This is a genomic window from Nibribacter ruber (assembly GCF_009913235.1).
Lineage (GTDB): Bacteria > Bacteroidota > Bacteroidia > Cytophagales > Hymenobacteraceae > Nibribacter > Nibribacter ruber.
The window spans coordinates 503467-521036 of sequence record NZ_CP047897.1 but is presented as its reverse complement, the minus strand read 5'-3'; the positions used below and the strand labels follow the sequence as shown (position 1 = coordinate 521036).

The window sequence follows — 17570 nt, the reverse complement described above, 5'->3', positions numbered from 1 at the left end:
CGGTTTTAAAACTGAACAAGCCGCTGTTTTATTGCGCAGGCAATCACAGCGGCTTGTTTTTCTATTTTAATGGTCTGCCAGGGCAGCTAGGTAACGCTCAGCGTCCAGAGCGGCCATGCAACCAGTCCCGGCGGCAGTAACGGCTTGGCGGTACACATTGTCCTGCACATCGCCGCAGGCAAAGACGCCGTCTACATTGGTTTTGGACGTTCCCGGAATGGTCTTCAGGTAGCCGCTCTCATCATGCTCCAGGTAAGGCTGGAAAATTTTGGAGTTGGGCTCATGGCCAATGGCCACGAAGAAGCCGCTTACTTTAATGTCTGTGGTCTCACCAGTGGCGGTGTTCTTGATGCGAGCACCTTCCACCACTTGGTCACCCAAGATTTCCTCAGTGACGCTGTTCCAGAGAATCTCAATATTAGGCGTGTTCTTGACACGGTTCTGCATAATGATAGAGGCGCGCATTTCATCACGTCTTACAATCATGTATACTTTAGAGCAAAGGTTAGAAAGGTAGTGGGCCTCCTCGCAGGCGGTGTCTCCGGCACCTACAATGGCCACTTCTTGACCGCGGTAGAAGAACCCGTCACACACGGCACAGGCAGAAACACCGCTGCCGTTCAGTCTGGCTTCAGACTCCAGACCTAACCATTTGGCAGATGCGCCTGTGGCTAAGATGACCGTATCTGCCTCTATTTCTGTCTGCTCGTCTATGGTCACTCTGTGGGGTTTACCCGAAAAGTCAACTGAAGTAGCAATACCGTATCTGATGTCCGTCCCGAAGCGTTCTGCCTGCTGCTTGAAATCTTCCATCATCTGCGGGCCGTTAACCCCGGTTGGGTAGCCCGGGTAGTTTTCCACGTCATTGGTGATGGTGAGCTGTCCGCCTGGTTGCAAGCCTTGGTACATGACAGGTTTTAAACCGGCTCTGGAGGCATAAATGGCGGCGGTGTAGCCGGCTGGTCCAGACCCTATGATCAAACACTTTACTTTTTCCTTCTGGGTTTCCATATCAGGTAAAAATTGGGAGTGCAATATTACGAATAAATTCTTTGACCTGCCCTGCCAGATGCCGCAAGCGGCATCCCTTCCTTTCTCATCATGCCCATAGGCCTCGTTTTTAGGCTCTTTTCCAGAAAATAGGCAAAAAACGACTTATTGAATATTATTTAACCGCGGCCAGGAGGTCAATAAAAAAGCCCTGGCTTGTAAGAGCCAAGGCTTTCTGAAAGGGTCAGGAATGCTTATCCTAAATATGGTTTCAATGCTTTGCTGCGTGACGTATGACGTAGTCTTCTGATGGCTTTCTCCTTAATCTGGCGCACGCGCTCACGGGTCAGGTTGAATTTCTCGCCAATCTCTTCCAACGTCAAGGAATGCTCACCGTTTAGGCCAAAGTAAAGCGTGATCACGTCTGCCTCGCGCTTGGTCAAGGTAGAAAGGGCACGTTGTACTTCTTTGCGCAGGGAGTCGTTCATCAGGCCGGTATCCGGAGACTCTTCGTCTTCGTTCTCCAACACGTCCAACAAACGGTTTTCTTCGCCCTGCACGAATGGCGCATCTACAGACACGTGACGGCCAGAGATCTTCAAAGTATCCACTACCTCAGCGGTCGTCAACTCCAACACTTCAGCAATTTCTTCTGGAGACGGCTCACGCTCAAACTTCTGCTCTAACTCTGAGAACGATTTAGAGATTTTGTTCAAAGAACCTACTCTGTTTAAGGGTAAACGAACAATTCTAGACTGCTCAGCCAAGGCCTGCAGAATAGACTGACGAATCCACCAAACGGCGTACGAGATGAATTTGAAACCACGGGTCTCGTCAAAACGCTTGGCGGCTTTGATCAGACCCAGGTTGCCTTCATTGATTAAGTCACCCAGAGACAAGCCCTGGTTTTGGTATTGCTTGGCCACCGACACCACGAAGCGAAGGTTGGCCTTGGTTAATTTTTCGAGCGCGAACTGATCGCCTTCTTTGATGCGCTGGGCAAGCGTTACCTCCTCATCCGGGGTGAGCAAGTCTACCTTCCCAATCTCCTGGAGGTACTTATCCAGGGACTGGCTTTCACGGTTGGTAATCTGCTTGCTTATTTTCAGCTGTCTCATTGGAGTGTATGTCTATCTGTGTATTTCTGTGTTATAAAGGACTGGTGAGATAACACCTTCCCATGCTCCAAAAGTTCTCTTGTCCTCAAGATAGGCTTGAATCATCCGTTTTTAGCCTCTTTTCTGGAAAGAAGCCCAAAAACCCAACCATCCGGTTCTCTTGTATAGAACGCGTATGGTTGGGTTCTGGATGAATTCAATTACTTATTTTGCGGAGCTTCTGTATTTCTCTCTGGCTTAGGCAGTAATGCCTTTCTAGAAAGTTTGAACTTACCGGTTTTAGGATCAACATCCACCAGTTTCACCTGGATCTCTTCGCCTAATTCCAACACGCCTTCCATGCTCTCAAGACGCTCCCACTTCACTTCAGAAATGTGCAGCAGACCGTCTTTACCAGCCATGAATTCCACAAACGCCCCATAAGGCTGGATAGATTTCACTTTGCCCGTATACACTTCGCCTACCTCTGGAACGGCCACAATGGCTTTGATCTTAGAGACCGCCATCTGCATGGCTTCCTGGTTGGTGGCAAATACGTTCACGTAGCCTTTGTCATTTTTCTCTTCAATCTGAATCACCGCACCTGAGTCACGCTGAATCTGCTGAATCACTTTACCGCCTGGTCCAATCACCGCACCAATGAATTCTTTCTCAATGATGATGTTTTGTGAACGAGGAGCGTGTGGTTTGAAGTCTGCCGCTGGTTGAGAGATGGTTTTATTCATCTCGCCCAAGATATGCAGACGACCGTTTTTGGCCTGAGACAATGCCTGGCCCAAGATTTCAAAGGAAAGACCTTTCACCTTGATGTCCATCTGGCAAGCCGTAATGCCTTTGGCCGTACCGGTTACTTTAAAGTCCATGTCACCCAAGTGATCCTCATCACCCAAGATGTCAGAAAGAACGGCAAAGTTACCAGTTGTCTCATCCATGATAAGACCCATGGCGATACCAGAAACTGGCGCTTTGATTTGGATACCGGCATCCATCAAGGCCAATGTACCCGCACACACGGTAGCCATAGAAGAAGAACCGTTAGACTCTAAAATATCAGAAACGATACGGATGGTATATGGGTTGGTATCTTCTGGCGGCAACACCTTCTTCAAAGAACGCATGGCCAGGTTACCGTGCCCTACTTCTCTACGACCGGTACCACGCATTGGCTTGGCCTCACCGGTAGAGAATGGAGGGAAGTTGTAATGCAGCATGAACTTGTTGTAGCCAGAGAACATGGCACCGTCAATCATTTGCTCATCCATCTTGGTACCCAAGGTAACCGTCGTCAACGACTGGGTCTCACCGCGGGTGAACACAGCAGAACCGTGCGCAGATGGCAAATAATTCACCTCTGACCAGATAGGACGAATCTCATCCAATTGACGACCATCTAAACGACGGCGCTCTTTCAATACCACGTCACGTACGGCGTCTTTCTCTGCGTCATGGAAGTATTTTCCAATAAGCGTTGCGTCATACGTATGATCTTCTGGCAATGAAGCCACAAATGCATCTTTGATGGCCTTGAAAGAGTTCTTGCGCTCAGCCTTTACTTTATTGCCAGAAGCGGCAACGCCATAGGCTTGGTCATACACTGCCTTGTAAATCAACTCCTTTAATTCAAGGTCGTTGTTCTCATGGCTGTACTCACGCTTGGTCGTTTTTCCTACTTCTTGGGCCAGCTCCTGCTGAACAGCCACCTGAATTTTGATAGCTTCATGGGCAACTCTGATCGCCTCCAGCATCTCTTCTTCAGAAACTTCGCTCATTTCACCTTCCACCATGGCTACGCTGTCAGCGGTACCACCTACAATCAGGTCGATGTCGGCGCGGCTCAGGTCAGAAAGTACTGGGTTGATCTGAAACTGACCGTCAATGCGGGCTACTCTTACTTCAGAGATTGGGCCGTTGAACGGAATGTCAGACACAGAAAGGGCAGCCGAAGCGGCCAAAGCGGCTAAGGCATCTGGAAGGATCTCAGCGTCAGCGGAGATCAGGTTGATGATTACCTGCGTCTCAGAGTGGTAATCTTCTGGGAACATAGGACGAAGGATACGATCTACCAGACGGCTGATCAATACTTCATAGTCAGAAAGACGGGCTTCTCTCTTCAGGAAACCACCTGGAATCTTACCGTTAGAGGCAAATTTCTCCTGGTAGTCTACAGAAAGGGGCAGAAAGTCTACTCCTTCACGGGCTCCAATGTTGGATACCACCGTCGCCAACAACATGGCGTTTCCGCATCTTACCACTACAGAACCGTCTGCCTGCTTGGCCAGTTTACCGGTTTCAATGGTAATGTCACGGCCGTTGGCCATGCGGATAGTTTTATTTATAGCGTTATATGACATCTGATTTATCTATTGCATCAATGTAAAATGCACCCTCTAGCGGTGCCAGGGGCGCTGTCAATTAGGAGATTGAGAAGCAAGGGCAATAAAAAAGATTAGGGAATCCCGTATATGAATTCCCTAATCCTTCTCTTGATGTTATTTACGAATGCCTAGCTCTGCAATGATAGCACGGTAGCGCTCAATGTCAGTTTTAGTCAGGTAGTTTAATAGTCTTCTTCTCTTACCTACCAATTTCAAAAGACCCAAACGAGTGGAGAAGTCTTTTTTGTGAACCTTCAGGTGATCCGTCAGGTGGTTGATTCTGGTGGTGAACAATGCGATTTGCGATTCAGGTGACCCAGTGTCAGTTGCTGATTTGGCAAATCCTTTGTTTTCGAAGATCTCTTGTTTCGCTTCAGTAGTTAATTTCATGCGTGTAAAGTACTTGGCTTACGTTTTTTTCGCAGTATCGAATATAAGGCGCAAAGTTAGATAAAAATCCGGAATAGTAAAATCTTTCTCCAGAATAAACCCAAGAATTACAAGGGTTTGGTGCGCCGAAGCCTGGAGGTGATTTTGCGCCAGAAGTCAACTTCCAGTAAATTAGAGTCATTGCGGGCCTGGATCAGGAAAAAGATGCCCACCGGCAGCAGCACCATGTTGGCCGCCCACATACCCAACGGCACCGGCGCCACGCCCTCTCTCCCCCATTTCTCGCCCAGAATACTGAGCACGTAGTAAATGATGAAGAAGACAATGGAGATGATCACGGGCATGCCCAAGCCACCTTTTCTGATGATGGCGCCCAGCGGAGCGCCAATCAGGAACATGATGAAACAGGCCAGGGCCTGCGTAAACTTCTTGTAGATCTCTATCTCATAGTTGTTCTTCTCCCGCTCCAGGGTGGTCAGGCGTGAGGCGTAGCTGCTGGTAAAGCTCTTGACGTTGCGCGCCGAACTGGACGCCATGCGCACGTCTTCCAGCGTGACAGCTGGCAGCGGCGTTTTATAATTGGCCAAGGCCTTGAGAGTGTCTGCGGCTTTGGTCACCTGAAAATGATTGTAGAACGGCCGCACGTTGGGCGCCAATAATTTCCGCTCACGGGTCTGCTGGCCTTCCAAAGAATCGGTCACCTGCTTGAGCTCGGTGATGTTCTTCATCATCTTATTGTCGGCAAACAGCTGGGTATTGCTTCGGTCCAATTGAAACGAGGACAAGTTTACCACCAACTTGTTGGCCGTGAACCCCTGCCGGGCAAAGCCGCCGTCTTGAGACACGTTGCTTTGGTTGCTGGCGTCCTCCACAAAGGTTTTGCCATTGAACAACTCCAGCACCAGGTACTGGTCATTGTACTGCGTGTACATCTTACCAGAGTCAGCCAACACCACCACCGTGTTGCCCTGCCCGCCGCTGTGGTCATAGATCATGATGTCCTTGAGCGTCTGGCCGTCATCAAACTTCTTGCCTACGCGTATGCTGCGGTTGGGCAGCCCGTTGTAGAAGGAGCCTTCTTTGATGTCAAGGGACGGCTTCTTCTGCCGGATGTCCCACATCAAACTGAAGGCCCTCAAATTAGCCTTGGGCACAATGGTGTTGTTGAAAAAGAAAGCGGCAATGGTGAGCAGCAAGGCGAAAAAGAATACCGGCCGCAGGGCGCGCACCAAAGAGATGCCAGAGGTTTTAATGGCCGTCAGTTCCATATGCTCGCCCAGGTTCCCGAAGGTCATGAGCGAAGAAAGCAGGATAGCCAGCGGAAAGGCGTTGGGCGCCAGGTTGATGCTGAAGTAAAAAAGTAACTCCCCTATCACGGCCACGCCCAGGTCCTTGCCCACCAGGTCATCCAGGTACTTGAGGATCACCTGCAGCAGAAATATAAATTCCACTACGGCAAAGGTGAGCAAAAATGGCCCAATAAAGGACTTGAGAATAAGCTTATCTAGTTTTTTCATGCAGCATGGCCACTCCTACTTAGGGCCGGCGGTAAGCCGGTAAACAAAGGCGAAGCCTAAAAAGTGGCCGAAATTACAAAAAGACCCTGAAAACGCATGCTTAACCGCCAATGATCTCGCGCAGGTTTTGCAGCAGGTTGTCCCACAACTCCGCCAATTGCTCAACGTCGCCTTCGTCTGTATAGTCTACAATGCGTAGATATTGTTCCAGGGTCAGCTCACTGGAGTCTATGACGAATTCTATGTAGCCAGATTCAGAGGTAGTCATTCTGTTTGGACCCAGAAAAGTAAACCGCACGGACTTGTTGGTGCGGTGGCTGGTCATCTCGGCTAGATGGTCCTGGTTGTCCCAGATGAAATTAAATACGCGGTCTCCCATCACCTTCACACTCTGGCAAAACCATTGTTCCAGGCCAGAAGCGGTACTTAAGTAAGGATAGATCATTTTAGGAGAGGCATTCAACGCGTATTCTCTGATGAATTTAGTTTTACTCATAAAAAAAGAGCTAACGTAAAAGGGTGTAGTATAGGTAGGTAGCTTGTGTGGTCAAATAAGGGAAAATATTTTACACTAAAAAGTTTGTACCATTAATAATCTTTACCCTACATTTGCACCATAATTCGGCGGGGTAGCTCAGATGGTTAGAGCGCAGGATTCATAACCCTGAGGTCGGCAGTTCGATTCTGCTCCCCGCTACAAAAGCTCCACTTACCAGTGGGGCTTTTTTTTATGGCCCTTTTATTTGGCAGAAGCCTCCCCGCTTCAACTTCCGTTTTTAGCCCGTTTTCCAGAAAATAGCCCAAAAACGCATCGGCCCTGGTCTTTCCATTAGACCAGAGCCGATGCGTTTCTATAAGCCGACGAACAACAGCTTTCTTAATTGACTGATAAAACCTTACGGTCGCCAGTCGCTTCCTAAGCTTTAAGCGTAGTCAATCCTTTCTACCAATACTCTTTCTTCTTTTCCGCCTAGCTGTAAGACGATGGTTTCGCCCTGCCTGGCCCCTTGCACGGCTTTGGCGATGGGGGCTACAAAGGCAATCTTGCCGTCGGTGATGGAGGCTTCGTCTACGCCCACAATGGTGAACGTCCTTACAAATCCTGGCTTTCCGCCTTCCACGGTTTTGAGGGTAACCGTGGCCCCAAACCGAACCTGGTCGGTGGGCTGTCCTTCGGTCTCCACCAGTTTGGCAGAGGCCAGACGCTCGTTCAACTGACTTATTCTGCCCTTGAGGATGGTGAGTTGCCGGGTACGTTCCAGCGCATCTCCTTCAATGGCTTCAGCTTTGGCGCGCTCCTCTTCCAGAGCCGTAGCTTCTGCGCGCAGCTGGGCCAAACCCTGAGGCGTAACATAATTGGTGACGCCTGGTGGCAAGGCGGCCCTGGCCGGAATTATAGGTGCCTCAACGGCATCATCTTCTTTTGCAAACGCTCTGCTCATAGCCCTTTACAACGAAGCAACGCAAGAATAGGTTGAGATACCCTCCTTGCGTTGCTTCTAACAAGTTGACCGTGAAAGATCAGCTTACCTCACCTCGCCCATCAACTTTCGTATGAGCGGCACGCAGCAGATGAGCAGTATGCCAATGGCAAAAGACCCTATGCCAATTTTGCTTAAAATGTCTGCATAGTAAGGAAGCGACAACACCGGATTGTCCACCACCTCCTTGGGCACGCTCATGAGGGCTCCAATCTTACCTGCCAGAAACTCGCCAATGGCGCTGGCAAAAAACCAGATACCCATCATCAAGGCCACCATCTTCACCGGCGACAATTTAGTGACCATGGAAAGCCCGATGGGTGAAAGGCACATCTCGCCGCAAATGATGAAAAAATAACCCGCCACGAAGGCGTACAACGGAATGAGGCCTGTTTCCTGGCTCAACTGGCAGCTCCAATAGAAGAGATAAAACCCGGCTCCCAACAGCAAGAAAGAGAAGCCAAATTTCAAGGGAGTAGAAGGCTCCAGGTTTCTTCTATTCAAGGCCGGCCACAGCCAGGCAAAGAAGAAGCTGAGAATGATCACCCAGGCCGGCGGTAGAAAATTGTTCACAGAGAGCGGGGGCAGCTGTACGCCGGCCAGTTCCATGTCTACGTTGCGCATGGCAAACAAATTGAGAGAACCCGCATTCTGTTCATAAAAAGCCCAGAACATGGTAGAGAACACAATCATAATCAAGGCGGCAAACAGCTTGTTTCTGGCAATTTTCTCCAGCTGGAACGCCACAAACAAAATATAGAGCAAGGCCAACGCCCCCAGCCCAAACATCAGGAAGTCCATGATCTCATACCGATGAAACAGGGCCACAATCACCGGAATCAAGGCCAGTGCGCCAAGATAAATAAACACCTCACGGCTGATGCCCAGAAAAAGTCCTTGTTTCAACTGTGCCGGGTTGGGCGGCAAGCCACGTTCCCCTAAGGATTTGCCACCAATGTAAAACACTATTAACCCCAACACCATGAAGATACCAGCCAACCCGAAGCCGTAGTGCCAGTTGATCTGCTGGCCCACGTAGCCGCAGAGTAGACCACCCAGGGCCGCGCCAATGTTAATACCCATGTAAAAGATGGAGAAGCCGCTGTCTCTTCTAGGATCGTTTTCTGCATACAGCGTTCCTACCAAACTAGAAATGTTGGGCTTAAAAAACCCATTACCGCAAATGATGAAGGCCATGCCATAGAAAAAGCTCCAATCAGCGGGCACGGCCAAGACCAAGTGACCAATGGTCATGAGAATTCCCCCGAACAGCACGGCCTTGCGGTATCCCAGAAACTTATCTGCCATCATGCCACCAAACATGGGCATGGTGTAGACCAGCGCAGCGTAAGAGCCTAGAATAGCATAGCCCTTGGGCTCGTCAAACTTAAGCTCCGTGACCATGTAGGCCAAGAGCAAGGCCTTCATGCCATAGAAGGAGAAGCGTTCCCACATCTCGGCGAAAAAGAGCACATACAGTTGTTTGGGATGTCCTTTGGCCGGCTGGTCCTCTGGTAGGGTAGAATCTGTTAAATCCATAGAGTGACTGGTAAATGTAGAGAGGGTTGAAAATTATGAATGCTACCGGAAGTAAACTTACATTTCCTGCAATTGCAACAGGCAGGAAGGCATAGCGCCGTTTTTGGGCTATTTTCTGGAAAACAGCCCAAAAACGGCTTATGGCAAAAATCATTAGCACAAAAAAAGCCCGGCGTGTGGCCGGGCTTTTTCATGTATAGTCAAAAGGCTTATTTCACCTTTGCAACAATTCCTTTGAAGGCTTCTGGATGGTTCAAAGCTAAGTCAGCTAAAACCTTACGGTTCAAGGTGATGTTGGCTTTTTTCAAACCGCCCATTAACTGAGAGTAAGACAGACCGTTGATACGGGCAGCTGCGTTGATACGCTGAATCCAAAGAGCACGGAAGTCTCTCTTCTTCACCTTTCTGTCGCGGTAGGCATAAAGTAAACCTTTTTCTACTGCGTTTTTGGCTACTGTCCAAACGTTCTTTCTACGACCAAAGTAACCTTTGGCCATTTTCATTATTCTTTTTCTTTTGTGGCGGGCCGCCACAACGTTGACCGATCTAGGCATTTCTGAAATTTTTTGAGGCTGGTGATTTCGGTTTAATTCTTAGTTACCAGTTCTCGTTGAAACAATAATTAAATTGAATTAAGACGCAAGCATTCTCTTCACGTTTGCTTGGTCAGCTTCGCTAACTAGGCCAATGTGAGTAAGATTTCTCTTCTGCTTGGTGGTCTTCTTGGTCAGGATGTGGCTTTTGTAGGCGTGCTTACGCTTTACTTTGCCAGTACCTGTCAGGGTGAATCTCTTCTTAGCCCCTGATTTGCTTTTCATCTTAGGCATCTAGGTGTATTTAAGGGTAATTATTTTTTCACTTTAGGCCCCAGGAACAGGAACATGCGCTTCCCTTCCAGCTTAGGTAGTTGCTCAACCTTGGCAACGTCTTCCAACGCCTGCGCAAATTTAAGCAAAAGTAATTCACCGCGCTCTTTAAAGACAATGGTACGGCCCACAAAGTGCACGTACGCTTTTACTTTGGCACCCTCGGCCAGGAACTGGCGGGCGTGCTTCAGTTTGAATTCAAAGTCGTGGTCATCTGTGTTAGGACCAAAACGAATCTCCTTCATCACCACCTTGGTGGTTTTGGCCTTCATCTCGCGTTGCTTCTTCTTCTGTTCGTACTTGAACTTAGAATAGTCAATGATGCGGCAAACCGGCGGATCTGCTTTTGGCGAGATCTCCACCAGGTCAAGGTTCTGCTCTGTGGCTAAACGGCGAGCCTGGTCTATGCTGTAGACTCCTGGCTCTACGTTCTCACCCACCACCCGTACGTCGCGTACGCCGGTGATGCGCTGATTGATCCGATAAGGTTCTTCGACCTTGCCACGTGGCACGTAGCGTCTGTTATTAGTAGAAATAGTTGTACCTCCTAAATTTAAGGTTTCACAATCAGGGTGCGAATATCGCGTTTTCCCCGGTATAATAAAAGTAATTTTTTATCTTTTTAATTCAACAACTCTGCCAGCACGGCTCTAAAGTTGTCCACGAAGGCATCTATGCGCATACTGCCCATATCCCCGAAGCCATGTTTACGCACAGAAATAATTTCGTTTTCCTGCTCTTTGTCCCCCACAATGATCATGTACGGCACTTTGCTCACTTCGGCGTCTCTTATCTTACGGCCAATCTTCTCATCGCGTGAGTCAATATACCCTCTGATGTCCTGATCATGCAACTGGGCAAACACCTGCTGGGCGTAGTCATGGTATTTCTCAGAGATAGGCAGAATGGCTACCTGGTCTGGGCTCAGCCACAGCGGGAAGTTACCGGCGCAGTGCTCAATCAACACAGCCACAAAACGCTCCAAAGAACCAAACGGCGCGCGGTGAATCATCACGGGGCGGTGCTTCTCATTGTCAGCGCCAATGTATTCCAGTTGGAACCGCTCTGGCAAGTTGTAGTCTACCTGAATGGTACCCAACTGCCATTTACGGCCCAGGGCGTCTTTCACCATGAAATCCAGCTTTGGTCCATAGAACGCAGCCTCTCCTAGCTCGGTTACCGTAGGCAGGCCTTTTTCTGTGGCCGCTTCAATAATCGCACTCTCAGCTTTCTCCCAAAGGTCATCAGAACCAATGTACTTGGCCTTGTTTTCTGGGTCACGCAAAGAAATCTGGGCGGTGTAGTTTTCAAAGCCTAGGGCTTTGAAAACATACAACACCAGGTCTATTACTTTGGTGAACTCTTCCTTTACCTGGTCTGGACGGCAGAAGATGTGCGCGTCATCCTGGGTAAAGCCTCTTACGCGGGTCAGGCCGTGCAACTCGCCACTTTGCTCGTAACGGTACACGGTGCCAAACTCGGCCAGGCGCACTGGCAATTCTTTATACGACCTTGGACGAGTCTTGTAGATTTCGCAGTGGTGCGGGCAGTTCATGGGCTTCAGGTAGAACTCCTCTCCTTCATTAGGCGTCCTGATGGGCTGGAAAGAGTCTGCCCCATATTTCTCATAGTGACCAGAGGTCACATATAATTCTTTAGAACCAATATGCGGCGTTACCACCGGCATATACCCTGCTCTCATCTGGGCTTTGCGCATAAATTGCTCTAAGCGCTCGCGCAGCATGGTGCCTTTGGGCAACCACAGTGGCAAACCCATGCCCACCTTCTCAGAGAAAGCGAACAACTCCATCTCCTTGCCCAGTTTGCGGTGATCTCGCCGCTTGGCCTCTTCCAGACGCTCCAGGTACTCGGTCAGGTCTTTCTGCTTGGGGAACGTGATGGCGTACACGCGGGTCAGCTGCTTGCTTTTCTCATCGCCGCGCCAGTAAGCGCCGGCCACGTTCATGAGTTTGGCAGCTTTAATGAATCCAGTGTTAGGAATGTGCGGCCCGCGGCAAAGGTCTACAAAGTTGCCTTGTGAGTAGAACGTGATGGTTCCGTCCTGCAACCCTTCTAACAGATCCAGCTTGTATTTATCACCCTTCTGAGTGAAATAAGCGACAGCCTCGTCTTTGCTTACTTCGCGGCGCACAAATTCGCTTTTCTGACGCGCCAGCTCCAGCATCTTCTGCTCAATGGCCGGGAATTCTTCCTGAGAAAGGGTTCTATCGCCTAGGTCAATGTCATAGTAGAAGCCGTTCTCAATGGGTGGTCCAATGCCAAACTTAACGTCTGGGTAGAGAGCTTCCAAGGCCTCGGCCAGCAAGTGGGCCGAAGAGTGCCAGTACGTAGACTTACCTTCATCATCGTTCCAAGTGAGCAACTGTACGGCGGCGTCTTGCGTGATAGGGCGCGTAAGGTCCCATACCTGGCCGTTTACTTTGGCGGCAAGTACGTTACGGGCTAAGCCTTCACTAATAGAGGCGGCTATCTCAATGCCAGTCACCCCTTCCTGAAACTCACGGACAGAGCCGTCTGGTAAGGTAATATTGATCATATGTCTGTAAAGAAAATGCTTCTTCGTTTTTGGCTTGTTTTCGGGAAATTAGTTAAAAAACCGAATTCGTGCTCAAGGTATCCATGGTTGGCCGTTTAACAGGCGTCTGCATCTTGCGCAAAGCTACCATATAACGCGGGTTTTGCGGGTATTTTCTTACTAAAAAAGCATATTGTCCCCGCGCCAGTTCCCGCTGCCCGGTATATTCATAGCATCTGGCCAGCAAAAAACGGTTCTCCTCATTAAGAGGTGCTCCCAATTCCTGCGCTTTCACCAGATGATCCAGGGCTAGGGCATATTGTCTCTTTTTAAACCAAGCCTGCGCTAAACCAAGGTACACGCCCGGCTGGTTGGGCTCTAACATCACCGAGTGGTTAAAAGAGGCCATGGCCGTGTCAGTGAGGTTGTAGGCCATAAAGTATTGTCCTAGTTGCCGCCACCAGAAGGCATCTTTGGGTTGTTTTTTCACGCCAACATTCACCATAGGATAGGCTTCCTCAAATCGTTTCTGCGCCATGTAGATAGCTGAAAGTTCTCTGAAGGCCGGCAATGACAAGGTATCGCGCTCTAAGGCCTTGCCCAGGTTGGCAACGGCTCGGATTGTGTCTCCGGTACCCGCCTGCGCTTTGGCCAGCAACACGTAGAACTTGGGTTCGCCGGGGCTCAGCTTCACGGCCTTGCTGCTATGGGACAGGGCCCGCTCATACTGGCGCAAACCTACGTAGGTCTCTGCCAGTATGGCCTCAGACTCCGGGGTGTAGTAATTGAACTCCCGGGCCTGCATCATCAGCTTCATGGATTCCTGGTACTGCTGCCGGGCCACTAAAATCTTCGCCTTGAGAAAATAGGCCTCCCCTATAGAAGCGTCTTCCTTGATGGCCGTATTCAAATCCTGTAACGCCTGCCCTTCCTTACCGATGGACAGGTACAGGCGCGCGCGTTTCACATACCATTCTGGCTGCTCATTGCCCTGCGCAATGGCTCTTGAAATTTCATTGATGTGCACGGCGGGGGTACTGTTTACCCTCTTAGGCGAAAACATGCGCTCCTGTCTCTTCTCCTGGCTACAACCTAGGCCTATGAATAGAAAGAAAAGCAAAGAAAGCTGGTAAAACCCGCGCATGAAGTAAGACAAGTGGTAAATGACTGGTGAAGGTACACAAAATTAAGAAAGCCGTTTTTCGTTTTTGGCCAGTTTTCTGGAAAATCGCCCAAAAACGACGCTATGGGTTCACAGAAATGGACATCCGTACCCCCCACGCTGGCATGTCCAGGTTTTGATAAGTAAGCCGATGCACTAGGTCAACCCGCAGCAGCTGGAACAGGTTCTTCAGACCCACATTTACCTCTACGTACGGGTCTCTGCCCAAGCCCCTGAAACTTCCAAAGTTAGGATCTCCCTCTACCAGGGAGAACTTATTTTTCTCTGATAGTCTGCCCATCATCATGGCCCCGCCGGCCACCAGACGCGCCCGGGTTTTCTTGAGCAACGGAATGCGGTTGGTAAGGGAGAGTGCCCCTTCAAAATGATGATCATAGCGCAGCGACACCATCTCATCATTGCCAAAGGAAAAGAATGGCATTAGGTTGTACCCGTGCAGGATAAAGAATGGCGTCTCATTGCCCACCGGTACTTGCAAAAGCGGCAAAGGCACCTTGTTGAAGGTTTTCTCGGCTCTAAAATAATAGCGGCCATAACCCAGCACGCCGGCATGCACCCGTTGCTCTACAGACAAAGCCACCTGCTGGTAACTAACATCAGAATTAAGTAAGCCGCTCATGCCCATGGCTACTTCCAGGCCAATCACCGGCGAATTGGAATTGGAGATGCCTATCTTGTCCCAGTGCCGGATCAAGGTCTTACGGTTGGGCGTGTATTGCAGGTTGAGTACCAGGTCCGTGGTTCTGAATTGTCCAAACCGGGAGAACTGGCCCTCTGCTACGGGCGCCGAGGCAAAGGCTGGTGTTTGGTTGGTATGGCGCAAGGTAAGTCGCTGCGAGAACGATTGGAACCACTCCCGCTCGGCCCACACCTGAAAACGCTCCTGCTTATAAGGGAAATTCATGGTTCCCCACCGGAAAGCCGAGAAAAACAGACTATTGACCCGCGTATTGTTCAAGTCCATGGCGGCCGGCCCTACGTCATTGAGGTAACTGGCGCCCCATTCGGTCCAGCGTTCGCGGTCTGCCACGTACCGGATGTTCAGCAGGCCCTTCAGAGACTTATCCCTTGTGCCGTAGCCCGCATACCCGTTCAAGATCCAGTTCTTATGAAAAGCCTCAGTAGTCCTAAGCCCGAACTGAAACCGGTGGCCTTCTATGTTGTTGTACACGTACGTACCAAACACTGGTCCCCATTCCAGTTTGTCATTGAGGGGCAGATGCCCTTCTACCACCACCCTTATCAGCTTCACCATACTCTGTATTTCTGGTAACTTGTTGATTTGGGCAATGGATTCCACGCGTTTCACATCCTCTGGACTAAAGCTCTGGGGCCTCACCGTTTGCCAGAAGTTCTCCTGGTAGCTCAGCACAGAATCCCCCATGGCATGGGTATTGTCAAAGAAGTCTGGGTTTCTGGGTTGATTTAAGACGATGTCTCTATAATAGGTAGTAGACTCTACGTAAAGGCGTACCTCGGTGCCTGGCAGCCCTGAGATCTGGAATTTGCGTTTGCTGGAAACTGGCAGCAGCGATGGGTTTTCTTCGTCCCAGATTTGTACAATGCGCAAATCACTCACAAAATTGAGCTTGACATCTGGGTTCAACTTCAGCTCAATACGGCGCAAGGCAAATGATCCATCGGCAATCCACATGGTACCAGCAAATGTAAGGTCCTGCGGGCGTTTAGGAATGATATTGAGCTTATAGATTTTCCCAGAAGGCGTCTCCATGCTATCCACTAAATCATAGTCATAGTAATTGGACCAGCTATTGGCAATGGGGCTGACAAAGTCTTTGTCAAACATGCGCATGTAGTTCTGGTTCAAGGAAAAGTGCTCGGCCTGGGCGTTTAATAGTTGGGCAATTTGCGCTTCCTTCTCAATCCCCACCCCTACTACTTTGCTGGCCTGCAGTACTTCTTTGCTTTTTTTGGGGTCTTTGAGGTAGAAGTTTTGTTTAACCGTTTCAGACTGAAAAATGGGCAGTGAGGCTAGTTTAGAAGAGTTGTCGCCCACCAAAAGGCTGTCAAAGTAAGGGGCATAGCGCTTGGAGAAACTGCGTTTTTTGTCTTTGGCCTCGCTCTCCAGAATACTGCCTTTCATGAGCGTGTACGTTTCAAACTCAAGGGCCTTCTGGTTTTCTGGCAGGTATTGTTCCTTTTTGCGCGCGGCGGCTCTTACAATTTTATATGCCGGGTTTTCCTGCGGACCAATGACAATTTCCTGCAGAGCGTAGCTCTGGCGCACCAAGCTGATGTTGCTACTCTCTTTTAACTCCTTTACGGTTTTGGTTATCTGCCCATATCCAAGAAGTGTAAAAGACACTTTGTCGTTGCCCTCATACTTGTTCAGGATATATATACCAGCTTCATCTGTAAACACGGGAACCTTGGCCTTGTGCGGTTGTACCGTTACAAAGTCTAGCGGTTTCTGGGTTTCAGAGTCAATCACTTTGCCACTAATGGGGGTAGTTTGGGCAAAGAGAAAACCTGCCTTCATGAAAAGTAAAAAAAGCAGTAGGTATATTCTCACAGATAATGGTTTGTAAAACGAATATATAAAAATATGGTATTTTCTATTTAGAAATTTCAGATAAAATCCTGTCATTCTGCCCAATCAGAGATAAAATAATCCGCTTTCGCTCCTCCATGACAGCAAAACAGACCTATACCCCGCACTGATTCGTAAAAAACTCTGACGAAGCCGTAAAACAGAAACGGCCCCATATAAGTATGGGGCCGTTTCCGTTTCAAGTTTAGGAAGACTATACTTTAAGCATTTGCTGCAAAAGTATTTTACATCTTCTGCTCAACTCTAAATCTTCTGTAGTCACCAGCTTTTGGTCTAATGCTTTTTGAAGTGTGGCGATGCACTCACTTTTAAGGTCCACGTCTTTCTGAACTCGGGCCAAATCAAAGTAGTATAATAGGTTGGTAGGGTCAAGCTCAACGGCTTTGCTAATGGCACTCAAGGCGTCTTTGTTGGAGGCTATGGGAAAGGCAGCGCCCGTCATTAGAAACTTGCTGGCGGCCTTTTCTGCTATAGTGAGGTTGGCTACTTTATAGCTCCACCGACCTTGCAAATGCCAGGCGCCGGCGTGTTTATCGTCAATGGCCAGGGCCCGGTCAATGTAATGCTTAGAGCTGCTTAAATAGGTCAATCTTTCTTTGAGGCCTGTCACCTGTGACATACTTCCCAAGGCCAGGGCGCGCACGTAATTAGCTTCTGCTTTTTGACTGTCTACCTCAATGGCTCTAGCCGAAAATACCAGCGCCTTCTCAAAGTATTGTCCCTTGCGGGTATCATCTGTGAACCGTCCCCCAATGCGGGTACTTAGAACGGTGGCTTTGCACAGGGCTTCCTGGTGGTGGGGATCTTGCGTGATGAGTTGCTCAAACTTTTCTAACGCCTCAACGTCTTTGTATTCCCTGAAAAGCTGATTGGCTTCCCAAAGAAGCTGGTCTGAGCCCACACCGCCCGCAAAGGCAGGTAGGCTCAGAAAGCTTAAGCTTATACATAAAAGATAGATTGTTCTTCCAAAGTGTGTCATGATCCTCAAGTAAACGTGGGTCCA

The 17570-nt window shown here is 49.3% G+C and carries 15 protein-coding genes and 1 tRNA gene; 1 reads left to right on the top strand and 15 read right to left on the bottom strand.

Features of this window, described 5'->3' with window-relative positions; all coding sequences use genetic code 11:
- Positions 1-66: 66 nt before the first annotated feature.
- The 6 genes from trxB to GU926_RS02210 all read right to left on the bottom strand — a co-directional run bounded on the left by trxB (position 67) and on the right by GU926_RS02210 (position 6886).
- Entirely contained in the window at positions 67-1011 is a 945-nt protein-coding gene (gene trxB, locus GU926_RS02235; RefSeq protein ID WP_160688609.1) for a thioredoxin-disulfide reductase, read from the bottom strand.
- 233 nt (positions 1012-1244) lie between these two features.
- Positions 1245-2108, bottom strand: coding sequence for a sigma-70 family RNA polymerase sigma factor (locus GU926_RS02230; protein WP_066510924.1), 864 nt, complete (start codon positions 2106-2108; stop codon positions 1245-1247).
- 200 nt (positions 2109-2308) lie between these two features.
- Complete coding sequence (gene pnp / locus GU926_RS02225; RefSeq protein WP_160688607.1) at positions 2309-4459, bottom strand: polyribonucleotide nucleotidyltransferase; 2151 nt, start codon at positions 4457-4459, stop codon at positions 2309-2311.
- 138 nt (positions 4460-4597) lie between these two features.
- Positions 4598-4873 (bottom strand): 30S ribosomal protein S15, encoded by a 276-nt coding sequence (rpsO, locus tag GU926_RS02220; protein WP_160688605.1) that lies wholly within the window; start codon positions 4871-4873, stop codon positions 4598-4600.
- A gap of 107 nt (positions 4874-4980) precedes the next feature.
- Positions 4981-6390, bottom strand: coding sequence for an LptF/LptG family permease (locus tag GU926_RS02215; RefSeq protein ID WP_160688603.1), 1410 nt, complete (start codon positions 6388-6390; stop codon positions 4981-4983).
- A gap of 100 nt (positions 6391-6490) precedes the next feature.
- Complete coding sequence (locus GU926_RS02210) at positions 6491-6886, bottom strand: START-like domain-containing protein (RefSeq protein ID WP_160688600.1); 396 nt, start codon at positions 6884-6886, stop codon at positions 6491-6493.
- A 127-nt stretch (positions 6887-7013) separates the two neighbouring features.
- Between GU926_RS02210 and GU926_RS02205 the strand changes: the two genes are divergently transcribed.
- Positions 7014-7087 (top strand) — tRNA-Met (locus GU926_RS02205).
- Between the two features lie 226 nt (positions 7088-7313).
- Here the strand turns inward: GU926_RS02205 and GU926_RS02200 are convergent.
- The 9 genes from GU926_RS02200 to GU926_RS02160 form a co-directional block, all read right to left on the bottom strand.
- Positions 7314-7832 carry a GreA/GreB family elongation factor gene (locus GU926_RS02200; RefSeq protein WP_160688598.1) on the bottom strand — a complete coding sequence of 173 codons (519 nt, stop codon included), beginning with the start codon at positions 7830-7832 and terminating at the stop codon, positions 7314-7316.
- Between the two features lie 84 nt (positions 7833-7916).
- The gene (locus tag GU926_RS02195) at positions 7917-9410 is read right to left on the bottom strand and encodes a peptide MFS transporter (protein WP_160688596.1); all 1494 of its coding nucleotides are present in this window, start codon (positions 9408-9410) and stop codon (positions 7917-7919) included.
- 209 nt (positions 9411-9619) lie between these two features.
- Positions 9620-9964, bottom strand: a complete 345-nt coding sequence (rplT, locus tag GU926_RS02190; RefSeq protein WP_160688594.1) for a 50S ribosomal protein L20 — start codon at positions 9962-9964, stop codon at positions 9620-9622.
- Positions 9965-10042: 78 nt separating this feature from the next.
- Positions 10043-10237 (bottom strand): 50S ribosomal protein L35, encoded by a 195-nt coding sequence (rpmI, locus tag GU926_RS02185; RefSeq protein ID WP_048920338.1) that lies wholly within the window; start codon positions 10235-10237, stop codon positions 10043-10045.
- A 20-nt stretch (positions 10238-10257) separates the two neighbouring features.
- A complete protein-coding gene (infC, locus tag GU926_RS02180) occupies positions 10258-10788 on the bottom strand; it encodes a translation initiation factor IF-3 (protein WP_225840869.1) in 531 nt (176 codons plus the stop codon).
- Positions 10789-10898: 110 nt separating this feature from the next.
- Positions 10899-12833 (bottom strand): threonine--tRNA ligase, encoded by a 1935-nt coding sequence (thrS, locus tag GU926_RS02175; RefSeq protein ID WP_160688592.1) that lies wholly within the window; start codon positions 12831-12833, stop codon positions 10899-10901.
- A 52-nt stretch (positions 12834-12885) separates the two neighbouring features.
- On the bottom strand, positions 12886-13875 hold the full coding sequence (locus tag GU926_RS02170) for a tetratricopeptide repeat protein (RefSeq protein ID WP_160688590.1): 990 nt from the start codon (positions 13873-13875) through the stop codon (positions 12886-12888).
- Positions 13876-14056: 181 nt separating this feature from the next.
- On the bottom strand, positions 14057-16495 hold the full coding sequence (locus GU926_RS02165; protein WP_160688588.1) for a DUF5686 family protein: 2439 nt from the start codon (positions 16493-16495) through the stop codon (positions 14057-14059).
- A gap of 265 nt (positions 16496-16760) precedes the next feature.
- Positions 16761-17546, bottom strand: coding sequence for a tetratricopeptide repeat protein (locus GU926_RS02160; protein WP_160688586.1), 786 nt, complete (start codon positions 17544-17546; stop codon positions 16761-16763).
- Between the last annotated feature and the right edge of the window lie 24 nt (positions 17547-17570).